Below are 26,009 nucleotides of genomic sequence, written 5' to 3'. Positions count from 1 at the left end.
GCAGGCTGTGCCGCCAGTGCACCCGCGCAGTGACGGCCACGCTGTCGGCTGGCGATGTGGGACCTGTGGCGATGGCGCGCTTCCGTGGTGGCGGATGGCCCCGATCATGGCAGTTTTGCGGCGGCCGGCAACCGGCTCACGGCCGCCTCATCCTCAGCTGCCGTAAATTGACCCCAGCGGGTCAAGCAAACTAGATTGACTCCCCCTATCGCCATGGAGGCCGGCCTTGCGCCAGATTCTGACCCCGAGCCTGCTGGCCCTTTTGCTTACGGCCTGTAACGCCCCGGAGACCAGCATGACCCAGACCCAATCCCCCGCAACCGAGGCCGCCGCAGAAGCCGACGTCGAGGCCGGTGGCCGCGGCCTTGCCAAGCTCAATCCCAACCCGCGCAAGGCCTACGAGGTCACGCTGACGCTGGACAAGGCGCCCGGTGCGTTCGGCCTGGTGCAGGGCGCGGCGCAGTACGACGTCAGCAACGAAGCCGAATGCGGCAAGATCCAGCCCGAAACCGGCACCGCCGGGCGCATCACCAGCCAGGAAGACTTCGCACTCAAGAAGATCTCCGACACCGAATACCGCGGCACCGTCTATCTGGACCTGATGCAGGACGAGGACTACTACGGCCGCGGCGTCTGCCACTGGGAATTCAGCGGCGCCAGCGTGCTCTTGAAAGCCACCGGTGCCGAGGAAGAAACCCGCTTCCTGTCGTTTATCGAAGGCAAGACGGTGACTGCGCAGCAGCCGCAGACAAAGCACTACTGGAAGAAAGGCTATCCGCGCTCGGAGTCCGAGAGCTTTCTGGACACCGGTGAGCTGAGCCCGGACAAGTTCAAGCCCGAGATCCGCGACAATCTCTTCACCATCACATTGGCTGCCAAGGAAGTTGCGCCATGACCGTCCCATCGCAGCACTACGCCAACTTGTCCGAGGACACGTACAAGAATCACGCGGTTGGGCGGCGCGCGCCGGGTCATGAGGAATTGGTTCCGGTCGGAAACGAGACGTACGCCATCCTGGAGCATGTCGACAACAAGGCCACCGGCTATCAGGGCACGATCTACCGCCGTGAAAGCACTGGCGAAATCGTTGTCGCGCATCGCGGCACCGAGGGCAAGATCGACGACATCCTGACCGATGCATCGATGGTGCGCAGCCGCCACAACCCGCAAGCCGACGATGCGCTGGCGCTGACCAAGCATGCACTCGACTACGCAAAGGACTACGGCAACCGGACCGGGCATCAGCCGGAAGTGACGATGACGGGCCATTCGCTCGGTGGTGCGCTCGCGCAGATTTCCGCACACCACTACGACCTCAAGGGCGAAACCTTCAATTCGTATGGTGCAGCCAGCCTGTCCTACCGGATTCCGGAGGGCGGTAACACCATGGTGAACCATGTGATGGCGTCCGACCCGGTGAGTGCAGCGTCGCCGCATTTCGGCCAGGTGCGCATCTACGCAAAACCGGACGAGATCAGTACGCTCGGTCACGCCGGTTACAGCAACAGCAGAGCGAACTTTCTGATTCCGGATTCTCCGGTGCTCGCTGCAGGAACCTCGTTAGGCGCGCACAAACTCGACAATTTCTTGAAGGAAGGTTCCGTCCTCAGCGATCCGAGTGCGCGTACGCTTGCGGAAACCAACAAGCGCATGATCAACGAGTACCGCACCGATCTGGATCAGATCCGTGCCGGCATCACCGTCATCAGCCGCAGCGGTCGCGGCCTCGGCCAGGACGCCATCGACGCCATCCGCGGCCCGCTTGCTCCAGGCGAGCCCGCCAAGCGCGACGCACGCGAACACGGCAACGACCACACCTCGCTGCGCATCGATCAGCCGGGGCATGTGGGCAACACCTTGTTCCAGGACGCGCAGCGTGGCGTGCACGCACAGGACGCACGCGCAGGGCGCACGCCCGACCAGCAAAGCGCCCAGTTGTCCGGCTCGCTCGCCTCGGAAATGCACGCCGTCGGCGGCCAGCGCATCGACGCGGTGATGATGAGCCCCGATGCCGCACGTACCTTCGCCGTGCAGGGCCGCGTGGACGACCCCGCGCAGCTGCGTGTCAGCGTGGAGACGGTGGCCGCCATGAACACCCCGCTGGAGCAGAGCAGCCAGCGCGTGGCCGACAACGCCGCACGCCAGTCGGTGGCGCTGGAACAGCAGCAAACCCAGACCCAGCAACAACAGCAGGGCGCACGCGCGCTGGGCTGAGTACGCTCATGCATGCGTGGCGTTGGGCAGCCGACAAGACGGCTGCGCAGCCGTCAGGCGGGCGCGGCTGCTCCTCGGAATCGGCGTGGACCACGCACGCACTGCGGTGCTGGGTGCGCCGCCCGCATCATCTGACGGCCGCTCGCTACGTGCTGGTAGGTTGCTCTTGATGCGGTGACTGCGCCCGACCTGCAGGCCTGACGCGGCGACGCTTCGAGTTGCCAATTGCCGCCATCGCGTGGTGCACAGGAAAAACGCCGGCTTGCCCGGCGTTTTTTCGTTCGGCCGCTGTCCATCTATGGCCGCTAGCTTGCCGAGTGCGCCGAGCGGGCAGGGCAGCTGGAAGGCGGGCGGTCTTCACCCGTCGGCTGCTGCTGTCGAGCTGGAATCGCAGCTTGCCGCGTAGCGCCGGTGACGGTGATCGAGCCAGGGGTGTCGTTCCAGAATCAGCTGTCAGCCACAGCCACAGCCACAGCCACAGCCACAGCTACAGCTACAGCGCGCGGTGAGCGGCGTACGTACGGCGAGGGTGTGCGCTTCCAGCAACGCGTCCCGGTGCCGGGAAGTCGGCAGCGCGTCATCGCAGCGAGCCCGGATACATGCGCTGTCGCTAACAGTCCACCACGCCACTCGCCGCAGCGACGGATCGCCAGTCGCAGACCCGCTGCGCACTAGCGCGCCGGTTTTCTGTTGCACCCGCACAACAATGCGCTGGCGGAAATATCGCCAGTTCGCTGGCGCAAGGTGTTTGCCGCCGCGAGATATGCCGCAATGGCGCAGCAGCTATAGCGAGCGCGGCCGCATTGCGCCGCCGTGCTGCAATCGCCACCGTTTCGCGGCGTGTCTGGCCGCTGCGGGCAGCGCCGCATCGCCACAGGCATGCGGCGAATTCAGGGGGATCAGGCAGGGCGCCACGTGGCGCGACATCCAACCATCAAGGGAGAGGGTTCATGCACGTTCTTCGCAAGGGGTACCACTGTGTGCTGCTGGTGCTGCTGGGCGGCCTCAGCGCCGGCGCCGGCGCACAGGGCATCGCCAAGGGCGCCGATGTCAGCTGGCTCAACCAGCAGGCCGCGGCCAACCCGCCGCAGGTGTTTCGCAATGCGGCCGGCAACACCACCGACTTCATCAAGCTGTTCAAGGACGTGGGCGGCAACGCAGTGCGCCTGCGCGTGTGGGTCAACCCGTCCGGCGGCTGGAACGATGGCCGCGACACCCTGGACAAGGCCAAGCGCGCTGCCGCGCAGGGCATGCGCATCATGATCGACTTCCACTACAGCGACAGCTGGGCCGACCCCGGCAAGCAGACCAAGCCGGCCGCCTGGGCGGGCCACTCCGTCGCCCAGCTCAATACCGATGTCTACAGCCACACCCAGGGCATCCTCAGCTACCTCAAGGACAACGGCATCACCGTCAGCTGGGTGCAGGTGGGCAACGAGATCAACAGCGGCATGCTGTGGAACGAGGGCAAGACGCCCAACTTCGCCACCCTGGGCCAGTTCATCAACAGCGGCTACAACGCCACCAAGGCGGTGTACCCCAACGCCAAGGTCATCGTGCACCTGGCCAACGGCTACGACAACGCCAACTTCCGCTGGTTCTTCGACAACCTGCGTTCGGCCGGCGGCAAGTGGGACGTCATCGGCATGTCGCATTACCCGCCGGTCGGCAGCTGGCAGGACTACAACAACCGCCTGGACACCAACATGCGCGACATGATCTCCCGCTACGGCAGCGACGTGATCGTGGCCGAGGTCGGCATGGACTGGCAGCAGGCCGCCACCACCCGCGCCATGCTCACCAACCTACTCAGCCGCAGCAGCGCCATCGGATCGCGCGTGCTCGGCATCTTCTACTGGGAGCCCAACGCCTACCCCGGCTGGCAGGGCTACACCATGGGCGCAGTCAACAACAACGGCCAGCTGACCGAAGCGCTACAAGCGTTCTGATCAACACCCCCACCGTAGGAGCGCACCCGGGCGCGACGGGCATTACCGATAAACCCCCTCGCGCCCAGGTGCGCTCCTACGGGGCATGCACGTCGCGCTGGCCTTATCCTTTGGTCGTACGCCGGCCGCGCCCGCAGCCGCGGCACCCGCCACCAGCACACCCACGCACGACACCGTCCCATTCCATACGCACCCGTAGCGAGGAATGGCAACAGGTGCGTGCGGTACACTTGGGGGTTCACGAATTCACGATGTCGACACACCCGCGGGGTGTGTCCCCCCGGGAGCGCTAATGAACTGGTTGAACGAAGTGCTGCACAACGATCCGAACCCGCTTGAGACGCAGGAGTGGCTCGAATCGATCAAGGCCGTCATCGACGTCGAAGGCCCGGAGCGCGCCCATCAGCTGCTGGAAGGCATGGTCGAACAGACCCGCCGCGCCGGCGCCTACCTGCCGTTCTCGCCCACCACCGAGTACGTCAACACCATCGCACCGGCCAACGAGGCCAAGAACCCCGGCGACTCTGCGCTGGAGTGGAAGATCCGCTCGATCATCCGCTGGAACGCCATGGCCACCGTCGTGCGGGCCAACCGCAAGCCGGGCGACCTGGGCGGCCACATCGCCTCGTTCGCCTCCAGCGCCACGCTGTACGACGTGGGCTTCAACCACTTCTGGCGCGCGCCCAGCGACCAGCACCCGGGCGATCTGCTGTTCGTCCAGGGCCACAGCGCACCGGGCATCTACGCCCGCGCCTTCCTGGAAGGCCGCATCAGCCAGGCCCAGCTGGACAACTTCCGCATGGAAGTGGACGGCCAGGGCATCTCGTCCTACCCGCACCCGTGGCTGATGCCCGAGTTCTGGCAGACCCCCACCGTGTCGATGGGCCTGGGCCCGCTGGCCGCCATCTACCAGGCGCAGTTCATGCGCTACCTGGAAAACCGCGGCCTGATCGAGAAGTCCGACCGCAAGGTGTGGTGCTTCATCGGCGACGGCGAGAGCGACGAGCCGGAAACCCTCGGCGCCATCGCGCTGGCCGGCCGTGAAGGCCTGGACAACCTGATTTTCGTGGTCAACTGCAACCTGCAGCGCCTGGACGGCCCGGTGCGCGGCAACGGCAAGATCATCCAGGAGCTGGAAGGCGTGTTCCGTGGCGGCGGCTGGAACGTCATCAAGCTGCTCTGGGGCGGCTACTGGGACGCGCTGCTGGCCAAGGACACCGACGGTGTGCTGCGCAAGCTGATGATGGAAACCGTCGACGGCGAATACCAGAACTGCAAGGCCTTCGGCGGCGCCTACACGCGCGCCAACTTCTTCGGCAAGTACCCGGAGACTGCGGCCATGGTCGCCGGCCTGTCCGACGACGACATCTGGCGCCTGAACCGTGGCGGCCACGACCCGCACAAGGTGTACGCCGCCTACCACCAGGCCGTGAACACCACCGGCATGCCCACCGTGATCCTGGCCAAGACGGTCAAGGGCTACGGCATGGGCTCGGCCGGTGAGGCGCTCAACCCCACCCACCAGACCAAGAAGCTGGACGACGCGGCGGTCAAGCACTTCCGCGACCGCTTCAACATTCCGGTGACCGACGCCCAGCTGGAAGACGGCCAGGTGCCGTTCTACCACCCCGGCGAAGACTCCCCGGAAGTGCAGTACCTGAAGGAGCGCCGCAACGTGCTGGGCGGCTTCCTGCCGTCGCGCCGTCCCAAGGCCAGCAAGTCGTTCGTCGCGCCCACGCTCGACAAGTTCGAGCGCCTGCTCAAGGACAGCGGCGAGCGCAGCTACTCCACCACCATGTCCTTCGTGCAGAGCCTCAACATCGCCCTGCGCGACAAGGAACTGGGCCCGCGCATCGTGCCGATCGTGGCCGATGAGGCGCGCACCTTCGGTATGGAAGGCATGTTCCGCCAGATCGGCATCTATGCCCCGTTCGGCCAGAAGTACAAGCCGGTCGACGCCGACCAGCTGATGTACTACCGCGAAGACCAGACCGGCCAGGTGCTGCAGCAGGGCATCAGCGAGCCGGGCGCCATCGCCTCGTGGATGGCCGCCGGCACCAGCTATTCGGTCTCCGACGTGCCGATGCTGCCGTTCTACATCTACTACTCCATGTTCGGCTTCCAGCGCGTGGGCGACATCGCCTGGCAGGCAGCGGACATGCGCACGCGTGGCTTCCTGCTCGGTGGTACTGCCGGCCGCACCACGCTCAACGGCGAAGGCCTGCAGCACGAAGACGGCTTCAGCCAGGTCATCGCCGGCTCCATCCCGAACGTGCGTAGCTTTGATCCGACCTTCGGCTTCGAAGTCACCGTCATCATGCAGCACGGCATGAAGGCGATGATGGAAGACCAGATCGACGAGTACTACTACATCACCCTGATGAACGAGAACTACGCCCACCCCGGCATGCCGGACGGCGCAGCCGAGGGCATCATCAAGGGCATGTACCTGCTCACCGACGCCGGCAAGCCCAAGAAGGGCGAGCTGCGCGTGCAGCTGCTGGGCAGCGGCACCATCCTGCGCGAGGCCATTGCCGCGGCCGAGCTGCTGGACAAGGACTTCGGCGTCACCGCCGACATCTGGTCCTGCCCCAGCCTCAACGAAGTGCGCCGCGACGGCTACGCCGTGGAACGCTGGAACCGCCTGCACCCGGAAGCCGAACAGCGCAAGCCCTACGTCACCCAGCTGCTGGAAGGCCGCCAGGGCCCGGCCATCGCCGCAACCGACTACGTGCGCGCCTTCGCCGACCAGATCCGCGCCTTCGTCCCGATGACCTACACCGTGCTCGGCACGGATGGGTTCGGTCGTTCGGATACGCGTGCCAACCTGCGCCGGTTCTTCGAGGTCGACCGTTACTACATCGCACACGCGGCGATTGCCGCGCTGGCGAAGGATGGCAAGATGACGGGCAAGGATGTGGCCCGGGCGATCAAGCAGTACAAGATCGATCCTGAGAAGGCGAATCCTGTAGGGGTTTGAGATTTACTTCTCGATTAACCAAAATGGGCGGCCCGATGGTCGCCCATTTTTGTGTGTGCCGAGAAATTTTTTCAGATAGAGCTGAAAAACTTAGTGAATATAACGTTTGAAAAAACTCCCGCCAAGATGCTCACTGCTACTGAAAGGTAGAACATCGCCCAGTCTCGACGAATTCGATCTAGCATCTTCTTGCGCCGTAGGTCGGCTTGTTTTGAAAGCAGAACGTAGCTGCAGGGGGTAGTATTAGCTTTGGCCTCGATCCATAGCCCGACGACAAGGCTTGCAATCAAGGAAATAAAAAGAAATATGACTGATGTAAATGTGAAGCGAGGCCATGCTCCCGTCGAAATTACTGTAAGAATAAGCTCGACCTGCTCGGATATAACTCTGTCGGCTTGAGCTCCTTTGGCTCCGGCTTTAATTGCATTAATTTTTTCAATGTAGGAGTTCGTGAAGTCCTTTGCTGTAAAGTAAACGCCAAAAATCGATCCGAGCATGAATATCGAGCTTGATAATATCCCAATTCCGCCGCTCCTTTTTCTTGCAAATCTCTTGGCCCAGGATTCTTGTTGAAGGAATGTTTTTACGTGCCCGGTAAGGAGTGATTCGATATCTATCCCCCATGTTCGTTCAGTGTGAGCAATCCGAAAAATACACGCGGCGGGCGTCCAGTGCTGTGATCTTTTTGTCGGAAAGCCATCGCCATAATTCATGGAGTCGATATCATTGCGAGTGCCTTGAAAGGAGAGGTTTATCTCCTGTTTCTCGGGAGTCGCCCTTCCCCGGAACTGGATGAGATATGTCCAGGATAGCGCGACGCCGACTGATGCGATTGGTCTGACTTCGGCATAATTCTCGAAATCATCGATACTATTAAGTAGAACGGAGGAGTCGTCATCGTAAAAGACACGGGTGGTAAACTGTATGAGTGTGGCTTGATTTTGATGGCTGATGCGTTGCTGAACTAAATGAAACGTGTTTATCACATCATTGCGCGTGATCTCGAATGCGCCAAATATTATTTTTTCAATTGTCTGTGGCTTTCCCAGAAGTCCGGATATGAAATCTCCAAATTCTGCAGGCGTGCATGGGACCATGACTTCGAATTCAGGCCGCACGTGATCGGCTCTGCCCCGCTCGGGTTCGATGTTTCCAGTCAAGTGATTTCTCCCCAGGTTGAATTTTAAGAATCTTTAGAAGCTTTCTTAGCTTCCACGGTAATGTACAAAAAAAGCGGAGGTAGGGCGAATAACGAGGTCAGGTTCACTTATCAGTCGACGACGCTCGACTTGTGTGGCCGATGAGCGGGCCTGACACTCGCAAAGCGGCCTGCCTTGGCTTCGACCATCGCGCGGAAGGCGTCGGATCGCTCAACCAAGTCGTTGCCAGGCGCAAGCCAACAGGGATGTGGCGTCAGTGCAGAGTGCCCGCGCTGGCCAAGATTGGCTTGATAACTGGACCAACGATACGCCACCGGGTCGGCGTCCAGGCGTGCACGTACCGGATTGGTTCTAGAAATTTGCTAAACCATTGGGGGACTAATGGCCTGAGCATCGGGTTCCATTGAAGGCTGCGCAGCAGCATGTTGAGCCAGCGCTGTACTGGAATGTTCGGGGATGGGCGGCTGCTCGCCAGCTAGTACCGATGCGCGGAATCTAGGAGTCGTCCCTACGACGAACACGTCGCCTTCGCGCTCAATGACCCGGCTCACCTTTGACATGTCATTGATTCCAGATTCGTATGCACGCTGAGCGGCGAACGCGACCCGCTCATCGGAAATGTACGGAGGTAATCCCTCCCTCGCAGTCCAGCGAAGAGGTGATTGCCAGCGTGCTCTGGATCAGTCATTGCCTTGGTTGAAGGACTGCTACCTTCTTCCGACGACTCGAATAACGGGGTCAGGTTAACTTATCAGTCGGCGGCGTTCGGTTTGCGTGGCCGATGAGCTGGCCTGACGCCTGCGAAGCGGTGGGTCTTGGCTTCGACCATTGCGCGGAAGGCGTCGTGGCCCAGGGCTCGCTGCTGCTGTAGATGAAGACGAATGCTGGTAAGCAGTTCGTCGGAGAGGGCTTCATCGAGCAGAGCACGGTAGGCGTTGGATCGCTCAATCGGGTCGCTGCCAAGCGCAAGCGAACAGGGATGTGGTGTCAGTGCGGAGTGCTTGCGCTGGCCTAGGTTGGCTGGGCAGCTGGACCAACGATACGCTGCCGGGTTGTCGGTCAGGCGAGCACGCACCGGATTGAGCTCAATGTAGCGATAGCAGCGAAGGACGTAGTCCGCACTGTCCACAAGACACGCTTTGTACCGCCCCTCCCATAGCGTACCAGTGCGCCCGTGGCGGCCATTGAACAATGCGACGTAGTTTCGCCCACGCCGCTGCATCAGTTGCCCGATCCGTCCTGTTGCAGGCGGCGTGGCAAGCAGGTGCACATGGTTGTCCATCAATACATAGGCATGCAGCTGGCAACCTGTGGCGTGCAGGGCTTCATGCAGCAAGTGCAGGTAGCGCAATCGGTCGCCATCATCCAGAAAGCACGGCAAGCGGTTGTCCGCGCGCTGCACGATGTGCTGCGAGATGCCAGGGAAGTCGATGCGGGGAAGTCCGGCCACTTGGCAAGACTCGCAGCAAGGCATTGGTTGTGATATCGAGGACACCCTCCCGAAAGATAAAGCCGCAGCCTGAAATATGTATAGTAAAGTGAACCTGACCCATTAGCGCCAATTAATGGCGCGGCTAATCCCTTGGTGTATCTGATAATCGCGAGATGGCGGGTGCCCAATCGCAAACAATATTTCCTGCTTTTGTTAAGCTCGTTTGTCCACAGCTTTCCAATTTTTCTATTTCAGAAAGGGAGTGGGCGGAAAATGAGCCGTCTTTAAAAACGCCACACCAAAGAGGGCTGCAGTCTATGACTATGGCTACCTCACTTTCCGATGATTTCCCTTTGATGTAGGCTAGCGTTTGATGCCCAAAATACGTGCCGTTTTTAGGGTTCATGAGCTCTTGTAGATGCTTGCTCGCATCCCTTTCTCCTGCATTTGAAGATATTCTAATTGGGACATAGACCGTAATTAGAAGGAGAAATATTGCATACATCGCTGTAACGCAAATAACTGCAGTAAGCTTGAAGCGCTCAATGAAAGTAAATATTTCTAGGATTATTCCATCGTTCCAATGACGCAAATAGAATGCTTTGCGCTCACTCCATTTTCGTGTGCGCTTTCCATTTCTTCTAAAAACAAGGAATTCAAGTGCTGTTGGTATAAGGACTATGAGCGCGAGGAGCATTACTAATGCAACAGGTAGCCCGCCAGGAATTTCACTAACTGTTTCTAGAAATGCGCTGAAGGCGACAATGAAACCCCAGCGGACATAGCTCTCTAGCGTGTACCCCGGAAGTTCGTTAAGGCCAAGCGTCAACCAAAATTTGTCACGATAGATCCACCCTACAAAGTAAAGTATCGGTATTGCAATAGCGCTTGTTTTAGCAAAAATCTCAAGGAGGCCTGTTATGTTGAGCTCGCTTAGAGAGCTGCGTTCGGTAAATTTATCTCGCAATTGATTTACTCATTGGTGGGGTGGGGAGTTAATGTTATAAGTTGAAAATATGTATCTTGGGTTCGGAAGTTTGAGGTGCCGCTCGGTTTCGCTTCAGGTCAAAGAAGCTTCGGTTGGTCTTGAGTATCAGTTTCGAGCTGAACTATTTGATGGATAATCAGTGTCGGCCGATGGTCTAGCCTTGTGAGTGAACCCACGTGACGATTTACTGTTACCTTTACACGGCAATGCAAAAACATTGCTGATTTGTACTTGCGTACATTTCCGGTCTCTGGTATGCAATTAAGAATATGCCCCATATACTGAAATCCGATGGAATTGGTCGATTGATTTCCTCGAGTTATCAGTCCTTCTAGTTCTATCTCGTCGGCGTGTTTAAGGTCAGGGAAAAGGAATTCGTCTTCTTCAGCCTCTTCGCCGCCGTCTAAAAGGTGGCATTCACTTGCGTTGATCGTGACTTCAAAGATGCTGCCGTCTGGCTGCCTTGATCCAATCTTCATAAATCTATTTTCAGCTATCGGCGCAGATAGCCTCTTTAATGTACTTTGTGGTATATCCCGATACCATTTCAAGTAGTCAGAGGGTATTTCTAATTCATTCCCGTTTTTGTCTGTAATGATTGCTTTTGTCGCATCTTTGGACCATCTTATTTTAGTTTTCTCCAAATCTAACGGTTTGCCTGTCTTTTTCATTATTTCAATAAGGTGGACGAGAGCATCCATGGAGCGCCTAGCAATATCTTTGAATCCAAGTTCAGAGAAATCGCGTTCCGCCATCTTCTCTGCGGCCTTTTTGGCGTACGCTGCCGCAAAGGTTGTAACTGGTACGCTTAAGATCCCGATCACGACGGCTAACCATGAGCCGTCCCCTGTACGAACTGGTATTTCGTAGTTCGTGGTGGACAGTGACTTTGCTTGACGGCGATTGAAATATCGTATGGCCTCATCGAGTCCGATCAGTGCTGTTCCACCTGCATACGCATCAATTACTCCGTCAGGTGCGCTGAGCCACTCATAACTTAAATATCCAACTTCTCCAAACTTATCTTCCATGCTCATCTCCGGAGGGGGGCGTAATTATTTTGGCGTATCGGCTTCGTACCCAATATCTTTAATGCTGAATAAGATGAAACTGCGATCCAGCTCACTTTTCCTGGCAATAGATTGCGTTGTTATCCAAAAAACATAGCTCCACTGTTGCTGCTAAGCCCGCTTGGGTGGGCAGAAGTAATTGAAGGTCCCTTCGAATGACGGGGGAATTCAGTTACTTAGTGTCTCTGCTTTTTTTGATGTTCCTCGGCTGTTGACATCAAGGCGCATCAGTAGCAACCTCCTGTGCAAGGAGCGTCGAAACTCCATACATAGCGGTACCCACCTCCGTCAAACCGGTGGGTTTTTTGTGCCTGCACTTCGCAGGTGCAACCGACGCGATGCTGCGTCGGGAGGGTGGCTAATACAACACCCGCAAGGGGAATATGCCCGCCGACTATGTACGGTTTCGAACCTCCCGACATCCCGTCGCCGTTGGCGGCGGTTCTTGGGTTGTTCCAGGAGGGCGTTGCCATGTCTATCGCACCATCCATGCCGGCATTTGTGCCGGTTGATCTGTTGCCAACCTTCGCTCACCGCCTGCGGTGGGATGTGCGTGAGGTGCTGCGCCGGCTCGCCGCACGCGCAGCTGCTAAGCAGGTGAGCGAGCATCTCGCGCATCCGCTGAGTCGCCAGCTTGGTGCGTTGCTGCACACCTTGCGCCGCCGGTTCGCGCGCAGTGCCATGGAGTTGCAGCAGCGCGTTGCCGCATCCACCACCCACCATCACCCGGAGGTGCCATGACACGCCGCCGCCCACCCACGGCATCTGCCAGCGCACGACCCACCCGCACGCGTACGCGCCCCACGCCGCCCAAGCGGGTGCAGTGGGTTGTTGTGGAACCCGACCGCACCAAGCTGCCACCGATGCTGCCACCCGACCCGGACGCCTCCCCACAAGGCCCCGGCACGCTACGCGCACCCCGCCGAGCCCGCCGCCCGCGCCAATGCACCGTCAGCTACACCCATTACCCCGGTGCCCACGACCACGCCGGCGACCAGCACGTGCCCCATGTCCGCCTCAGCGGCCTATGGCTGGAACAACTGGGCTTTGCCATCGGCACCAAGCTACGCATCACCGCCAGCGAAGGGCAGTTGCTGATGGAGGTGTTGCCGCCGGTGGAGGTGCCGGCCAAGGCGCGCAGCGTGCGGTGATGATGGTGCGGCTGCCAGACCCCTTGCGATTGACCTCGGTGCCGGATGCCACTAGCGTCGCAGCCACACCAGCGCACAACGGACGCTTCATGATCGCGCGCCCCCTCTACGCCTTGCTCGCCACCCTCGCTCTGGGCGCATGCGCCCACACGGCGGCCACCCCAGCACCGGCAACCGTCACGGAGACATCTGCCATGAGTTCCTCAGCCGATCACGTACCTGCAGATCCTTCCAAAGGTGGACCACGTACCGCGCAGGAAGCATTGGAGCGGGTACTGGAGCTGATTCGCACAAGCACCAGTATTGAATCGTTCACCGCCGACCATGTGTCTCGAGCGATGGGCCAGTCGGTACAGCACCGCAGTGATGGTTCCGGCCGGTTCGGTGCCAGCGGAGTGCTGACCCAAAACTGGAACTACGGGTTTGGTGTCAACAAAACTGAAATAAAGGGTGCATGGTTCGAGTTCCTGTTCCTGCCTAATCCGCCAGAAGTGTCTCCGTCTATGTCGGATATCTGCCAGATCGACTTCGAGGCATTTGCGGCGCACCTCGAAAAAATGGGTTTCTCGCGACAACGCAATCTTGTCGAAGATGGGCGATGGATGAGCGATATCTTTCAACGCCCAGGGATGCGCGTAGAGCTCTTCCCGCGTGGAGAGGCTGACGAACCTTTAGCGCGCACCACTCATCAGTGCGTCGAGTGGGTTCAAATTCGCTAGTCCAAGGAGCGGACATGTTGAGCCAAGAAGCAAGTGCTGTGGTGGCGTCATTCGGTCAGCAACCAGGTGTCACACGTGAGCATCTGGACAACTTCAACCGGGTCCTGAACGATTCGCCCGAGTTGACCCGGCAGATCAACGAGGCGGTGCAGAAAAAGGTGCTGAAAGGCTTCGCGCCGTTGAACGATCCGCATGCGGGAGGCACCTATGATCCACGCGATCAGGAAATTCACCTGCCGCTTGCAGCGCTGGTGAATGATGCCAACGGCAAGCATGCAGCAGCAGGCGATTTGACTTTCGTCTTGGGACATGAAATTCAGCATAGCCTTTACAGTCCCACTGCTGCGCTTGCGCGGGAACAGTTCAAAACAGAGGCAATAAAAATTGCCCGTAGCACGCACGATTACACTGCTGCTGGCGAGAAGGTGCTGGCCAGTAACCGTGCGGACGAAGCAACGGCCGAAATAGCCGGATGGAACGCTATCGTGAGCGCGACCAAGAGTCGTAACCCTAATCCTACGCTTGAAGATGTGTACCTATTTGCGGATGGTCGGGCCAGAGATTTTGTCACGCGCAGCGGTTATCCAAGTGTCTATACGCCCAAGGCAAACCTGACGTTCAATAGCGACCTGACGTTGTCGCCCACGGCGGGTAATGTCGAGGCAATGGGAGTGAATTACTTCGACAAATCGGTCAAGGACACCCGTATCGGTCATGCGGGCCAGTCCGACTACGTCAACCATTACGGTCCGTGGGTGGTCGGCACAGCCGCCATCTACGAGCGACACTACAACAAGTCAAAGCCCGGCGAGCCGGAGCAGCCAATGATCCTGGACATGCAGCGCCTGGGATTCAAAGAAGAAATTTTGGAGCACAACGGCATTGACCTGGGCAGCGATACCCGCCCCATGCCATACCTGGACAGTAGTACGCAGCCGCCAACCCCTGGGCTTTTCCAGCACAGCAAGGACACTCACCTGCACGTCTCGCCGATTTCTGCCCAGTCGCTGGAGCAGGAGCTGCGAGAGCGCGACCCACAATCGCCACGTCCCCCAGCGCAGACGCCCTCACAGCCAGGCCACCCAGACCACGCGCTGTATCAGCAGATCAAAAGTGGTGTGATGCAGCTCGACGCCCAGCACGGCAAAGAGTGGGACGGGGCAAGCCAGCGCATGACTGCCAGCCTGCTTGCGCTGGCAAAAGAGGAAGGGTTGTCGCGGGTGGATCATGTAGTGCTCAACAACCCAACAGGTCAGCTGGCCGGCGGCGAGAAGGTCTTTGTCGTCCAGGGTGCGCTCAATGACCCGGCCCACCAGCGTGCCTATATGCCGACCCTGGACGCCGTGCAGGCGCCAGAGACCCAGTCGTTCGATCGCCTGCAGGCAATCAACCAGACTCAGGCCCAGGCGCGCGAACAGCAGCAGGCGCTGGAGCAGTCGCAGCAAGCTGTTACTCAGACAGGACCATCAATAGCGCGCTGAGACATTCCATGTCGTCGGTATTGGCTGTAACCGAATACGACGGAGGCTGAGAGGTGCCCGTGAAAAATTCACTGACTAATGTCGTGTTCTGGTTCCTCGCTACAACGGGTTGCACCTGGATATTCGCTCAGATTGGTGTGGACAAGCCGTCCGGCTCATCGCTGTGTGCGGAGGTCTTGGACTGGGAGAGCGCAAACACAACTCAGGCGCTGCGAGTGACACCGCAGATTTTCGAAGACGAGAACGGGCGCTCTTATCACTTTGATCTGGATGGGCGAGGCGGGCTGCGCTACCTGGATGCCAGCTGTGGCTTCGGTGCATACGCCGAATGTAGCTTTGACGTTATTCAATCTAATGGAGAAATTTTCCGATTTTCAGAGATGTCGACGTTTGGTCTTTGGGAAACTCGGCAAGGGTTCTATCTCGTCTACCGTGTGGTTGCACCGAAAGAGAAATATGAGAAGGGGCTACGGAGAGTCGTCAAGGTGGGTAACCCGCCGTCACAGATATGCAATCAGATCGGCGACTACTCAAATCTCCTGTAATTGCCTGATCAGAACCTCAACGGCTCCACAGCACCCTGCATTCGTGCATCCGTTATGTGGGTAGGGCTAGCGTTTAGTGGAATAGGGAGTTGCCACCTTTGCAATGATGCGGAGGCTGGCCGCTTCTGGTAGACCATCGCTCTACCGCTGGAAGGAGCCGCGTCATATGCGATTTGCTATCTTCCCTTGTCACTTTTCCGCATCGGCTGCACTTGTAGTTGCCACCTTTGCGGGATGCGCCAAGATCGAGCCGCCGATTTCCGAGGAGCGGTTTTCCGAGCAAGTTGTGGCGCTGCTGGCCGGCAAGGATTCGGCTGTGGTCGAAGCCGGCGGGCTGACCGATTTCGCGTGGAAGCGGCTGTGCTTCGAGCGTGATGACAGGCTGTTGCTGAAATTCGATCGCGGCAAGGAGACGTCCGTGCTGCCCTTGCCTTACGAAGAGTTCTTCGTGGATGAGGCACATGTGGCCGGTTCGCTGCAGGACAGCTGTGTCAGGCCGTCCGATCGCATCTTGATCAAGAAGAAGTATCCGGGCGCTCACGGGCCCGTCAAGTTTCAAAAGGCGACACACAGAAGCTGAGTAGTGGTCGACGTTGCAGACACGCACGCGCCAGTCGTCAGGTGAGCACATGCATTGGCCTGGTACACCTTTCGCAGCAAGCGGCGTATTCGTTGTAAGTAACTGCTGCAGCGTTCCGCTTTGCTGTTTGCATGGAGTGCGCGGGGGAAAAGCGTTGTAACCGTGCGATGCCGCGGGCAGGACCGCGCCTCCAGCGACCAGGTGTGGAGTGCGTGGTGATCTCGACCGAGGCTGACTAACGCGCAAGACGTAGGGGGTTAGCATCGCTTGCCGTCATAGAGGAAGAGGTGGGGCTGCGGTTCGGGGTGCGGCGCCCACCACCCACTCTCCCTCTTTCGGCTGCACTGCTCATGTTCAGATCCACTTGCATGACCCTCGCGCGCGCGTTGCGCTGGTGCGTCGTGTCGCAAGATGCGTGGGGGAGTTGGTGGGCAGCGGCACTTGGCCGAAGGCGCGGCGATCACAATGAGCTCGCGTGACGGGCCGCCCATGGCGCGCGGGCAGCCGTCGCTCGCCGAGAGGGACCGTCTCCGCGCCGAGTTCGACCAGGCATTGGCCGCACTGCATGCCGAGCTGTTGGTGTACCTGCGCCGCCGTACGCGCGATGCCGAGACCGCTGCAGACCTGGCGCAGGAGACCTTCTCGCGAATGATGGTGTACCGCGATGCGCCCAACATCGGCGACCGCCGGCTGCTGATGTACCGCATCGCGCACAACCTGGTGATCGAGCTGCGGCGCTCGCGTCAGCGGCGGCTGGCGGCGCTGCACGTGTCGCTGGACCAGGTTGCGCCGATCCGCGCCGACGAGGCCGGCGTGGACGAAATCGCCGATGCGCGCCAGACACTCGATGTGCTGCTCAAGCGCACCTTGCTCGAACTGCCGCCGAAGTGCCGGCTTGCGTTCAAGCTCAGCCGGTTCGACGGGCTCACCTATCCGCAGATCGCCGCGACGATGGGGATTTCCACCAAGATGGTGGAGAAGCACATCAGCCGTGCGCTACTGGCGTGCCGTGCGGCCGTGGGGAAATTGCCGCAGTAACCGGGCTGCAAGGCTGCTGGCTGGCGCCGCCGGAAGATGCTGGTAGCATCGTGTACGAGGGCGCAGGCAGACGGCCCGTCGGGAGTGACCAGCCATGCGTGCAGAGTCCGGGCGCATCCACGCGCAGGCGGCCGCCTATCTCGTTCGACGCGGCAGCGAGACTGCTGCCGAGCGCGCTGCGCGTGAGGCATGGCTGGCTGCCGATCCGCGCCACCGTGTGGCCTACCAGCAGTTGCTCGACGTGGACGAACACGCGTCGGCGGTGCTGGATGGTGCCGAGTTGCAGGCCGCTACTGCACGCGATCTGGAACTGCTGACGCCGCCCTCTGGCCGGCGGCGTCGCTGGCCCTGGCTGTTGCTGGCAGCGATGCTGGTTGCCGCAGTTGGCTATGCGGTGCATCACCTGCTGAGGCAGTAGCGCGCCCTCCGCACGCCGCACTGCGTGTTGCATAGACCGTTGGATGTGCGCGCTGTTGCAGCGCTGCCTGCATGTTGCAGACGTCGTTGGTAGGGCATTGCGCTTGTGCAACGTCACTTGTTGTCGGGGGACGCAATGGCGATGGTGCCGCGCCCAGGACGCGAAGGATGCACATGCAAGCACGACGGGCAGTATCGGGGAGCAGTGCCGGTTTGGATCATGCACGCAGCAGACTGGCATTGGCGGTTGTCTCGCTGGTGTCGCTGCACAACCTTGGGGCACAGCAACGCACGGCCACGCAAGGCGTGCAAACCCCTGCAGGTCACGTCGATGCGCAGCGCGGTGATGCGCTTGTGCCCGTGGCCACGGCAAGGCGCGCACGGGTGATGGCGATGCGGGTGTAGCGCGTCGGACGCGTAGCAGGGGGTAGGAGCAGGGCGACCGCGGACACAGCGATGACGTGTCGGACCCGGATGGGTACCGAGCCACTTTGCGTGCGCGATGGTTGCCAGAAAATCAAACAGTTAGCGATACTGGTCACTGCCTGCCGCGTTGCGGTGCCCGTGTTTCAGCAGTCGGGTGCAGGACCGATCTTGCTCAGCTGACGATGCGCGCCGGGTCGCCCCGGCGTGCGCCGCCGGCGGGCCAACCCAGGCAAGCCAAAGGATGCAGCATGAAGACACGCACGTTACGCAACGCCATTTCCCTCGCCCTGCTAGCCGCGGCGAGCGGGGCGGCAGGTGCGGTGGGGGCACAGGCCGCGACAGCGCAGGTGGCGACGCAACCTCCGGCAGCGGCGCAGAAAACGCCGGCAGCCGTAGCACCGGACGCCGGCGAGCCGCCCAGGCCCGGCTCGCCGGAGGCTGCGGTTGCGGCGGGCCCGCCGGCGCCAACCGCCACGACCGAGTTGGAGTCCATCGAAGTCACCGGCACGCGCATCAAGGGCGGTGCCGTTCCGTCGCCGGTGATTTCGATCAGCGCGGCGCGTATCCAGGAAGAGGATTTCAGCGATCTGGGCGAGGTAATCCGCAGCGTGCCGCAGAACTTTTCCGGCGGGCAGAACCCGGGCGTGCTGAGCGGCAATCTGGCCGGGGCCGGCAATGCGAACCAGAACATGACCGGCGGCGCGAGCCTCAACCTGCGCGGGCTGGGCGCCGATGCCACGCTCACCCTGCTCAATGGGCGCCGGCTGGCCTATGGCGGATTCACCCAGGCGGTGGACCTCAGCGCGATCCCGGTGGAGGCAGTGGAGCGGCTGGAGATCGTGGCCGACGGTGCGTCGGCAATCTATGGGTCGGACGCGGTGGGTGGCGTCGGTAATGTGATCCTCAAGCGCGACTACGACGGGGTGAGCGTTGGCACGCGCTTCGGGCGGGCCACGCAAGGCGGGCTCACCTCGCGGCAATATAACGTTACTGCAGGCACCACCTGGCGCAGTGGTGGGGTGATCGCGACCTATCAGGACGTGTCCGCTGACCCCATCTACAGCCATCAGCGTGGTTACACCGCACAGCTGGTGGACCCGTCCACGCTGTATCCGGGCAGCGACCTGCGCAGCGGGCTGCTGAGTGCCTACCAGGCGCTGGGCGACAACGCCGAATTGCGCCTGGATGCGTTACGCACTGAACGCGACCAACTGCACTTCTACGCTGTCAGTGGCCGCAACAGCCGGGTCACTCCGACCACCACCAGCCTGCTGCTGTCGCCAAGCCTTGCGCTGTGGTTGCCCAACGACTGGACGCTGACATTGGGCGCCACCGACGGCAACAGCAAGCACGATCAATACCGCCAGGAAACGGCGCTGGCCAGCGGTGCGGTGAGCGTGACCGACCTGTGCTACTGCAACGACAGCCGCAGTTACGAGCTGGGCGCCGAAGGGCCGCTGTTCGCGCTGCCGGCAGGCGATGCGCGCCTGGCCACCGGGGTGGGGTATCGCAGCAACACGTTCCGTAACGTCGACCACGTCAGTGGCGTGGAGACGATCGACGGCAGCGAAAGCGCGCGCTTCGCCTATGCGGAGCTGAACCTGCCGGTGGTGGGCCCGGCGCAGGGCGTGCCTGGTGTGCAGCGGCTGACGCTGACAGCGGCGGTACGCGGGGAGGACTACAGCAGCTTCGGCGGGGTGACAACGCCCAAGTTCGGTGTGCTGTATGCGCCTGGCAGCGATGTGACGCTCAAGGCTTCGTGGGGCAAGTCGTTCAAGGCGCCCACGCTGTTCGAGCGCAACTACGCGCAGGAGGTGTGGCTGTTCCAGCCGGGCGCGTTCGGCGGGGTGGGCTTTCCTGCCGGCACGACGGTGCTGGTGGCCGATGGCGGCAACCAGGATCTGCAGCCGGAGCGCGCCATCACACGCTCGGTGTCGCTGGCCTGGCACCCCGAGGCGCTGGATGGCCTGGAGGCGGAGCTGACCTGGTTCGGGGTGGACTACAGCAACCGTGTGCTGCAGCCGATCGCCAATGCCAGCCAGGCCTTGCGCAACCCGATCTACGCGCCTTTCGTGGACCGCACGCCGACGCCGCAGGCGCAGGCCGATGTGATCGCGCTCGCCAGCCGGTTCTCCAACTTTGCCGGCGTCGCCTACGACCCGAGCCGGGTGGCGGCAATCATCTACACGCAGTACGCCAACGTGGCGCAGCAGGACATCGAGGGTCTGGACCTGAGCGGTAGCTACCAGGTGGCGTTGGCGCGCGGCACGCTGACCCTGCGCGGCTCGGCGAGCTGGCTGGACAGCACGCAGCAGACGTTGCCCATGCAACCGGCGTTCGATCTGGCCGGCACGCTGTTCAACCCGCCCAAGCTGAGCAGCCGCGTGGGTGCGGTGTGGAAGCAGGGCGGGCTCACTGCCTCGCTGTTCGGCAACTATCGCGGCGGGGTGCGCGACCGCGCCGATGGGGTGGAGTCGGCATCGTTCACCACATTCGATATCGCGTTGCGCTACGCCACCGGCACACGCCGCGGTGCGTGGGCCGGGCTGGAGTTCGGCGCGTCGGTGGACAACGCCTTCGATCGCGATCCGCCGTTGTATCGGGTGACCTCGCCACTGTACGTGGCGCCGTACGACTCCACCAACTATTCGGCGATTGGTCGCTTCGTGAGCGTGTCGGTGTCCAAGCACTGGTGATGCGTCGGCTGGCTGCTGCAGCCGCTGTACTGGCGATGGGCCTTGAGCGTTGCTGAGAGGAGTGTGAGCGTGAGGAATCACAAACCATGGCGCCTGCTGTTTGCAGGCGTGCTGATGGCGGCCGGTGCGTGCGTGGGCCACGCGCAAACGGTGTCGCCCCAACGATTGCTGGAAGTGGTGGATATCGGTAGCCCCACGCTGTCGCCGGATGGCCGCAGCGTGGCCTTTCGCACCGAGCAGGCAGCGGTGCAGCGCAATACCTACGACAGCGTCTGGTATGTGCAGGGCCTGCAGGACGCTGCGCCCAGACGCGTCGCCGACGGTGGCGTGCCGTTGCGGGACTCGGCTGGCGGGTCCTTGCCTGCAAAGGTGCTGTGGTCGCCGGATGGCCGCTGGCTGTACTACCGCGCATTGATCGATGGCGTGATCGCGGTGTGGCGCGCGGCAGCGGACGGTTCCGGCGCGCAAGCGGTGACCCACGATGCGGCGGACGTGCAGGAGTTTTCGCTGGACGCGGATGGGCGGGTGCTGCGTTACCGCGTCGGTGCCACGCGCGCGCAGGTCATGGCGGCCGAACAGGACGAGTATGCGCGGGGCATCCGGATCGACGAGACGGTGCCGCTCGGGCAAGGCCTGTTCCGCTCGGGCAATGTGCAAGGACGGCTGGCGACGCAGCGCTTCGGCACGGTGTGGTTCGATCGCACCGGGTTGTCGGCGGATGTGCCGGAGCACTGGCTGGCGCTGGATCTGGCGACGGCAACTACGCGGCCACTCGCCGCTGCGCCGGTGCCCGCGCAGGAATCGCCCGTCAGTACGCACGGTGTCGACGGTGACGTGTGGCAATCCGTGCCTGCGCCCGGTGGGGCGGTGGCGGTGCTGTCGCGTGTGGGCGATGGCAACGGCCAGCTATTCCGTCCGCAGGTGGCGCTGTCAGTCTTGCCCGGTGCACATGCGCCTAAGGCCGTGCGCTGCACGGCGGCGGCCTGCGTGGGCAAGGCAATCAGTGCAGTGCAGTGGCGCCCGGGGAGTGCGGAGGTGCTTTTCACCATCACCGATCCTGCATTGGGCCTGGCGCAATCCATTCAGCGCTGGAATCCGGCCACCGGGCAGGTGCGGTTGGTGGTGCAGGGGCGCGGTTTGATCAATGGCGGCCGTGACCCGGCGGCACGCTGCGGTGCCTCGGCCGTTGCGCTGGTGTGCGTGACAGCCGAAGCCGATCGCCCGCCGCGTCTGGAACGTCTCGGCCTGGACGATGGCACGCGGCAGGTGCTGTTCGATCCCAACGCGGAGCTTGCGGCGGACATGGCGCGTGCAACGCCTGCGCGGTTGTTGCAGTGGAGCGATGCACGCGGGCGGCGATACAGCGGCCAGTTCTTCGCGGCACACGGTACCGGCGCGGGCAAGCTGCCGTTGTTCGTCACCTACTACAGCTGCCCGGGCTTCGTGCGCGGTGGCGTGGGCGATGAGTGGCCGCTGGCCACTTTGGCGCAAGTAGGCATCGCAGCGTTGTGCATCAATCAGCTGCCCGGCTACACCATGGATGCGGTGGAACGGCACGGCGAAGGGCTGGCGGCGGTGGAAAGCGCGGTGGCGTTGTTGTCGTCGCAGGCCGGCATCGACCGCACGCGGGTGGGCATGGGCGGGCTGAGCTTCGGCGGTGCGGTGACCCTGTGGACGGCCACCGAGTCGAACCTGCTGGCGGCCGCTTCGGTGGCCAACCCGGTGGTGTCGCCGTCGTACTACCTGTTCGGCAGCATGAAGGGCGAGCCCTTCCTCAAGGGGCTGCGCGACATGTGGGGCCTGGGTGCACCGGAGCAGACGCCCGAGCGCTGGAAGGCGCTGTCGCCGGCGTTCAAGCTGGAGCGGATTCGCGCGCCCATCCTGTTCCAGCATTCCGAGCAGGAATATCTGTACGCGCTGGATTACCTGATTCCACTGCTGCGTGCGCAACGCGCCGAGTTGTACGTGTTTGCGAACGAGCCGCACCAGAAGTTCCAGCCGCAGCACAAGTTGGCCGTGTATGCGCGCAACGTCGATTGGTTCCGCTTCTGGTTGCAGGACTATCAGGACGCTGCGCCGGAAAAGGCCGCGCAGTACGCGCGCTGGCGCGCAATCAAGGCGGCACTGCCGGCGCGTGGCCACTAGTGTGCGTGGTGCAGTTTCCGTGTGGCATGTTGGCACGCCGACGGCACGCATCTACGCAGTGCAGGCAATGTCAGCGCTGATGACGAACCCAGTTCTCGACTGCACACAGCTCGAAGATGCGCATGACGCTGTGGTCGCCGTCGGCCAAGGTGTGGTCGAAATGGTGGCGCAGGGCATCGGCGTCCAGCAGCCCCTGGGCTGCAAGCCGACCCTGCAGCAGATAATCGCGGATCTGCTGCCTGCCCTGACGATAGACCGCGCCGGAGTAGTTCATGAAGGTGCCTTTGCTGCGGCGATGCAGGATCTGCGCAGGCAGCACGTCAGCAAACGCATCGCGTGCGACGGCGCGATTGCGGCCGCCAGCGATCCACATCCAGCTCGGCACTGTCAGGCAGGCTTCCACCACCGGTTGCGACAGCAGCGGCATGCGCAGGTGCCACGACGCACTGCGCGCCAGCCCATCGCGGAACACCTGGGTGCCGGCCAGATCGACGATACGTTCGCGGTCACCGGGCAGGCTGTCGGGCGGGGCATCGAACCAGGGATGCGATTGCAATGGAACCGCAGCCTGCGTGCTTGGCAGAAACGATCGCTCCGGCTTGCGCGGCGGTCCGGCCTTGGCGAGGAGTTTTTTGATCGTCAACCTGCCTGCTTTCCAGAGCGTGCACTGGTGCAGTTCGGCAAGCGCATGGACTGCGCTGAAGCCGGCGCGCAGGCCACCTGCACGGAAGGCATCTGCGGCGGGCGCGGCGGTTCTGGTGTTGCAGAACACGGTGTCGCCGCCGCCGCCGGAAAAGAAACTGGCGATGGCCAGCTGCGTGCCGACCGCTTCTTTCAGCGCATTGGAGGCATGCTGCAGAAACCAGGTACTGGGCGCGACCGCATGTGCCGGCGGTGCGAAATCGACCGGTGCAGCGTCGAATCCCAGGGTGCGTATGATCAGCTCGGTGCCCAACAGATCGCTCATCTGCCGGGCATAGCGCCGCTCGTCGGCGCCAGGCACCGGCGTGACCAGATTGCAGCATGCCACGCGCGCGGTGGTGTCTTTCAGGCATGCGGCGAGGATGGAAGAGTCCAGGCCACCAGACAGTTCCAGTAGCACGGACGCATCGGTCCGCGCCCAACACGTGACGCTGGAGGCCACCGCCTGACGCACCTGTGCCTGTGCGTCGAGTGGGTCGTGCCGGCGCCGAGCGGCTGCGACAAAATCCCAGGGGTTCCAGACCTGTTCGACACTGCTGCGGTTGGACTGCAGACACAGCTGGCTGCCCGGCAGCAATTCGCGCACGCCGACAAGCCCGGTGCGCTCGGTCTTGAGGTGCGGGTAGTGCAGATGATGGGCGATGGAGTCCCAGTCGATCTCACGCGCGTACACACCCGCATGCGTGGCGATCGAGATATCCGAAGTGATGAAGCCATGCGGCAGCGCGTAGACGCATGCCACGCCGCCGGAAGGCTCGCGCATGACGGTGACGGTGTACGGATCCGCGTGCGGTGCATGCAACAGCAGGTACTCGCCCCAGTGCGTATCGATCAGGTGCCGCGTGCGCTGTGCTGCGGACAACGCATGCAGCGATGCGCCGTCCACCAAGCGGGCGTTGTCACGCTGCGAGAAGACATGGCCGATCAGTGCGCCACCACCAGGGATGGCAAGCACGGGCGTGTCGTCCGATGCATACAGATCGATGTGCCCAGTGCGCTGCCGTAGGTGTAACCCGATCTGTCGCAGCGACGCATCGACACCGGCGCGGTCGCCATCGCGGTGTGCCTGCGCATGGTTGAGCAAGGCGATGTAGCGGTACATCACACCACCCGGATGGGGGTATGCGCGTGGACGTTGCCGACCGTGTCGTTCAAGACCAGATCGCCTGTCTGTACCCAGCAATGGGCCGAAAACGGATCGAGCGCGACCCCGAACACAACCTGGGCGTCGAGCTGGCGCCTGTGCAGGAATCTTGCCAATGCGACCGAATCGAGCAGGCAGCGCATCTCCACCGGCACCCACACGCGGGAGCGCCGGAAGACGGCTGCCGCATCGGTGAGCCGTTGCTCGAGTCCGGCAAGCGAGCATTGCTGCATCCCCCGACGCTGTGCTCCAGCGGAGAGGCTGCCAAGTACCCTGCCAAGCGGGGTGCGCTTCAACGCCAGGCGTGTGGACAGCACAAGTGCCAGCACTTCGAGCGTTTCAAACAGCTGTGGTCGCCGCGCTGGTATGCGCATTTCCATCGCGCTACGCGCAACAGGCATGACGGAAGGCTGTGGGCCGGCGGTCGCTTGCGACCGTTCCACCAGCAGGCCCCGTTCGACAAGGTCGTTGATCTCCAGGTCCGGCACCGGGTCTTGCGCCAGGTAGGCAAGCAGGGCGTGCTCCAGTGCCTGGGGCAGACGGAAGTAGCGGTCGTTGCCGACATCCAGAAACACCAGGCGCTGGCCAATGCGGCAGAACGCTAGGTCGTCGCGCAATGTGTAGCGGTGCATGGCGCTGTCCTTGAGAGAGAAGGGGCGCACCGTTGCAGTGCGCCCCGTGGCCTGGGAAGTTGCCCGTCGGCATGTACAGCCCAGCGGCGACTGTCGCGCGTTGGCAATGCCTAGTCCTGGCTGATGCCCAGCGTGGTGATGCCGCCCATTTCTTCGCCTGCCAATGGCCCGCCCTGTGTGTCCAGGCTTGCGACGCCGAGCACGATGAGATCCTGATCCAACGCCGTGGTACGAGCGTCGTTGTTGCTGGTATCCATGGTCTCTACTCCTGGTGGGAGAGGCGTGCACATAGGCACGCCCCGGGTTCACTCTTCGGAAATGCCAGGCACATTGAAGCCGCCGATCTCTTCGCCAGCCAGCGGGCCGCCTTTGGTATCGGTGCTGGCGACGCCAAGCACCGTGATCTCGCTGGACGCATCGCTGTAGGTGGTGTCATTGATGTTCATCGCTGTCTCCTGGTTGCGTCATGGGGATCCATGACGCAGACAAGGTAAAAAGCGGGCTTATTGATTTTCAAATGATTAAGTCGTAACACCGTCA

The 26,009-nt window shown here is 61.8% G+C and carries 22 protein-coding genes; 14 read left to right on the top strand and 8 right to left on the bottom strand.

Features of this window, described 5'->3' with window-relative positions:
• Positions 1–295 precede the first annotated feature (295 nt).
• From XarjCFBP7645_RS18775 to aceE, 4 genes are all read left to right on the top strand, one after another.
• Positions 296–895 (top strand): hypothetical protein, encoded by a 600-nt coding sequence (locus tag XarjCFBP7645_RS18775; protein ID WP_181126385.1) that lies wholly within the window; start codon positions 296–298, stop codon positions 893–895.
• On the top strand, positions 892–2,214 hold the full coding sequence (locus XarjCFBP7645_RS18770) for an XVIPCD domain-containing protein (RefSeq protein ID WP_104538662.1): 1,323 nt from the start codon (positions 892–894) through the stop codon (positions 2,212–2,214). Before XarjCFBP7645_RS18775 ends, XarjCFBP7645_RS18770 begins: the two co-directional genes overlap by 4 nt.
• Positions 2,215–3,164: 950 nt before the next feature.
• On the top strand, positions 3,165–4,163 hold the full coding sequence (locus XarjCFBP7645_RS18765) for an arabinogalactan endo-1,4-beta-galactosidase (protein ID WP_047126143.1): 999 nt from the start codon (positions 3,165–3,167) through the stop codon (positions 4,161–4,163).
• Between the two features lie 292 nt (positions 4,164–4,455).
• On the top strand, positions 4,456–7,143 hold the full coding sequence (aceE, locus tag XarjCFBP7645_RS18760; protein ID WP_104538661.1) for a pyruvate dehydrogenase (acetyl-transferring), homodimeric type: 2,688 nt from the start codon (positions 4,456–4,458) through the stop codon (positions 7,141–7,143).
• Positions 7,144–7,214: 71 nt separating this feature from the next.
• On the opposite strand, the gene XarjCFBP7645_RS21480 is transcribed toward aceE, so the two are convergent.
• The 4 genes from XarjCFBP7645_RS21480 to XarjCFBP7645_RS21470 all read right to left on the bottom strand — a co-directional run bounded on the left by XarjCFBP7645_RS21480 (position 7,215) and on the right by XarjCFBP7645_RS21470 (position 11,754).
• Entirely contained in the window at positions 7,215–8,303 is a 1,089-nt protein-coding gene (locus XarjCFBP7645_RS21480; RefSeq protein WP_146096369.1) for a hypothetical protein, read from the bottom strand.
• A 751-nt stretch (positions 8,304–9,054) separates the two neighbouring features.
• Positions 9,055–9,753 (bottom strand): transposase, encoded by a 699-nt coding sequence (locus XarjCFBP7645_RS18745; RefSeq protein WP_181126384.1) that lies wholly within the window; start codon positions 9,751–9,753, stop codon positions 9,055–9,057.
• A gap of 124 nt (positions 9,754–9,877) precedes the next feature.
• A complete protein-coding gene (locus tag XarjCFBP7645_RS21475; protein ID WP_146096368.1) occupies positions 9,878–10,702 on the bottom strand; it encodes a hypothetical protein in 825 nt (274 codons plus the stop codon).
• Positions 10,703–10,800: 98 nt separating this feature from the next.
• Positions 10,801–11,754: a hypothetical protein gene (locus tag XarjCFBP7645_RS21470; protein WP_146096367.1), complete on the bottom strand. Its 954-nt coding sequence runs from the start codon at positions 11,752–11,754 to the stop codon at positions 10,801–10,803.
• A 435-nt stretch (positions 11,755–12,189) separates the two neighbouring features.
• On the opposite strand from XarjCFBP7645_RS21470, the gene XarjCFBP7645_RS18735 reads away from it, so the two are divergent.
• From XarjCFBP7645_RS18735 to XarjCFBP7645_RS18685, 10 genes are all read left to right on the top strand, one after another.
• Entirely contained in the window at positions 12,190–12,534 is a 345-nt protein-coding gene (locus XarjCFBP7645_RS18735) for a hypothetical protein (RefSeq protein ID WP_219842102.1), read from the top strand.
• Entirely contained in the window at positions 12,531–12,944 is a 414-nt protein-coding gene (locus XarjCFBP7645_RS18730; RefSeq protein WP_039579119.1) for a SymE family type I addiction module toxin, read from the top strand. Before XarjCFBP7645_RS18735 ends, XarjCFBP7645_RS18730 begins: the two co-directional genes overlap by 4 nt.
• An 89-nt stretch (positions 12,945–13,033) precedes the next feature.
• Positions 13,034–13,663: a hypothetical protein gene (locus tag XarjCFBP7645_RS22005; RefSeq protein WP_104538868.1), complete on the top strand. Its 630-nt coding sequence runs from the start codon at positions 13,034–13,036 to the stop codon at positions 13,661–13,663.
• 14 nt (positions 13,664–13,677) lie between these two features.
• Positions 13,678–15,144, top strand: a complete 1,467-nt coding sequence (locus XarjCFBP7645_RS18720; RefSeq protein ID WP_181126383.1) for an XVIPCD domain-containing protein — start codon at positions 13,678–13,680, stop codon at positions 15,142–15,144.
• A 59-nt stretch (positions 15,145–15,203) separates the two neighbouring features.
• Positions 15,204–15,689, top strand: coding sequence for a hypothetical protein (locus XarjCFBP7645_RS18715; RefSeq protein ID WP_244812197.1), 486 nt, complete (start codon positions 15,204–15,206; stop codon positions 15,687–15,689).
• 166 nt (positions 15,690–15,855) lie between these two features.
• Complete coding sequence (locus XarjCFBP7645_RS18710; RefSeq protein WP_104538656.1) at positions 15,856–16,269, top strand: hypothetical protein; 414 nt, start codon at positions 15,856–15,858, stop codon at positions 16,267–16,269.
• Between the two features lie 465 nt (positions 16,270–16,734).
• Complete coding sequence (locus tag XarjCFBP7645_RS18705; RefSeq protein ID WP_258079587.1) at positions 16,735–17,307, top strand: RNA polymerase sigma factor; 573 nt, start codon at positions 16,735–16,737, stop codon at positions 17,305–17,307.
• A 94-nt stretch (positions 17,308–17,401) separates the two neighbouring features.
• Positions 17,402–17,725 (top strand): DUF4880 domain-containing protein, encoded by a 324-nt coding sequence (locus XarjCFBP7645_RS18700; protein ID WP_104538654.1) that lies wholly within the window; start codon positions 17,402–17,404, stop codon positions 17,723–17,725.
• Positions 17,726–18,398: 673 nt separating this feature from the next.
• Complete coding sequence (locus tag XarjCFBP7645_RS18690; protein ID WP_104538652.1) at positions 18,399–20,846, top strand: TonB-dependent receptor plug domain-containing protein; 2,448 nt, start codon at positions 18,399–18,401, stop codon at positions 20,844–20,846.
• A 69-nt stretch (positions 20,847–20,915) separates the two neighbouring features.
• A complete protein-coding gene (locus XarjCFBP7645_RS18685) occupies positions 20,916–22,991 on the top strand; it encodes an Atxe2 family lasso peptide isopeptidase (protein WP_258079586.1) in 2,076 nt (691 codons plus the stop codon).
• A gap of 70 nt (positions 22,992–23,061) precedes the next feature.
• Here the strand turns inward: XarjCFBP7645_RS18685 and XarjCFBP7645_RS18680 are convergent, their stop codons facing one another.
• The 4 genes from XarjCFBP7645_RS18680 to XarjCFBP7645_RS18665 all read right to left on the bottom strand — a co-directional run bounded on the left by XarjCFBP7645_RS18680 (position 23,062) and on the right by XarjCFBP7645_RS18665 (position 25,915).
• Positions 23,062–24,795: a lasso peptide isopeptide bond-forming cyclase gene (locus XarjCFBP7645_RS18680; protein WP_104538650.1), complete on the bottom strand. Its 1,734-nt coding sequence runs from the start codon at positions 24,793–24,795 to the stop codon at positions 23,062–23,064.
• The gene (locus XarjCFBP7645_RS18675) at positions 24,795–25,469 is read right to left on the bottom strand and encodes a lasso peptide biosynthesis B2 protein (protein WP_104538649.1); all 675 of its coding nucleotides are present in this window, start codon (positions 25,467–25,469) and stop codon (positions 24,795–24,797) included. The genes XarjCFBP7645_RS18680 and XarjCFBP7645_RS18675 overlap by 1 nt, the downstream gene beginning before the upstream one ends.
• Before the next feature lie 110 nt (positions 25,470–25,579).
• Complete coding sequence (locus tag XarjCFBP7645_RS18670; RefSeq protein ID WP_006452333.1) at positions 25,580–25,726, bottom strand: benenodin family lasso peptide; 147 nt, start codon at positions 25,724–25,726, stop codon at positions 25,580–25,582.
• Between the two features lie 48 nt (positions 25,727–25,774).
• The gene (locus tag XarjCFBP7645_RS18665) at positions 25,775–25,915 is read right to left on the bottom strand and encodes a lasso peptide xanthomonin 1 (protein ID WP_104538648.1); all 141 of its coding nucleotides are present in this window, start codon (positions 25,913–25,915) and stop codon (positions 25,775–25,777) included.
• Positions 25,916–26,009: the final 94 nt, after the last annotated feature.

It is taken from the genome of Xanthomonas arboricola, assembly GCF_002940665.1.
Taxonomy (GTDB): Bacteria; Pseudomonadota; Gammaproteobacteria; order Xanthomonadales; family Xanthomonadaceae; genus Xanthomonas; species Xanthomonas arboricola_B.
This window is presented reverse-complemented; position numbering and strand designations above follow the sequence as displayed.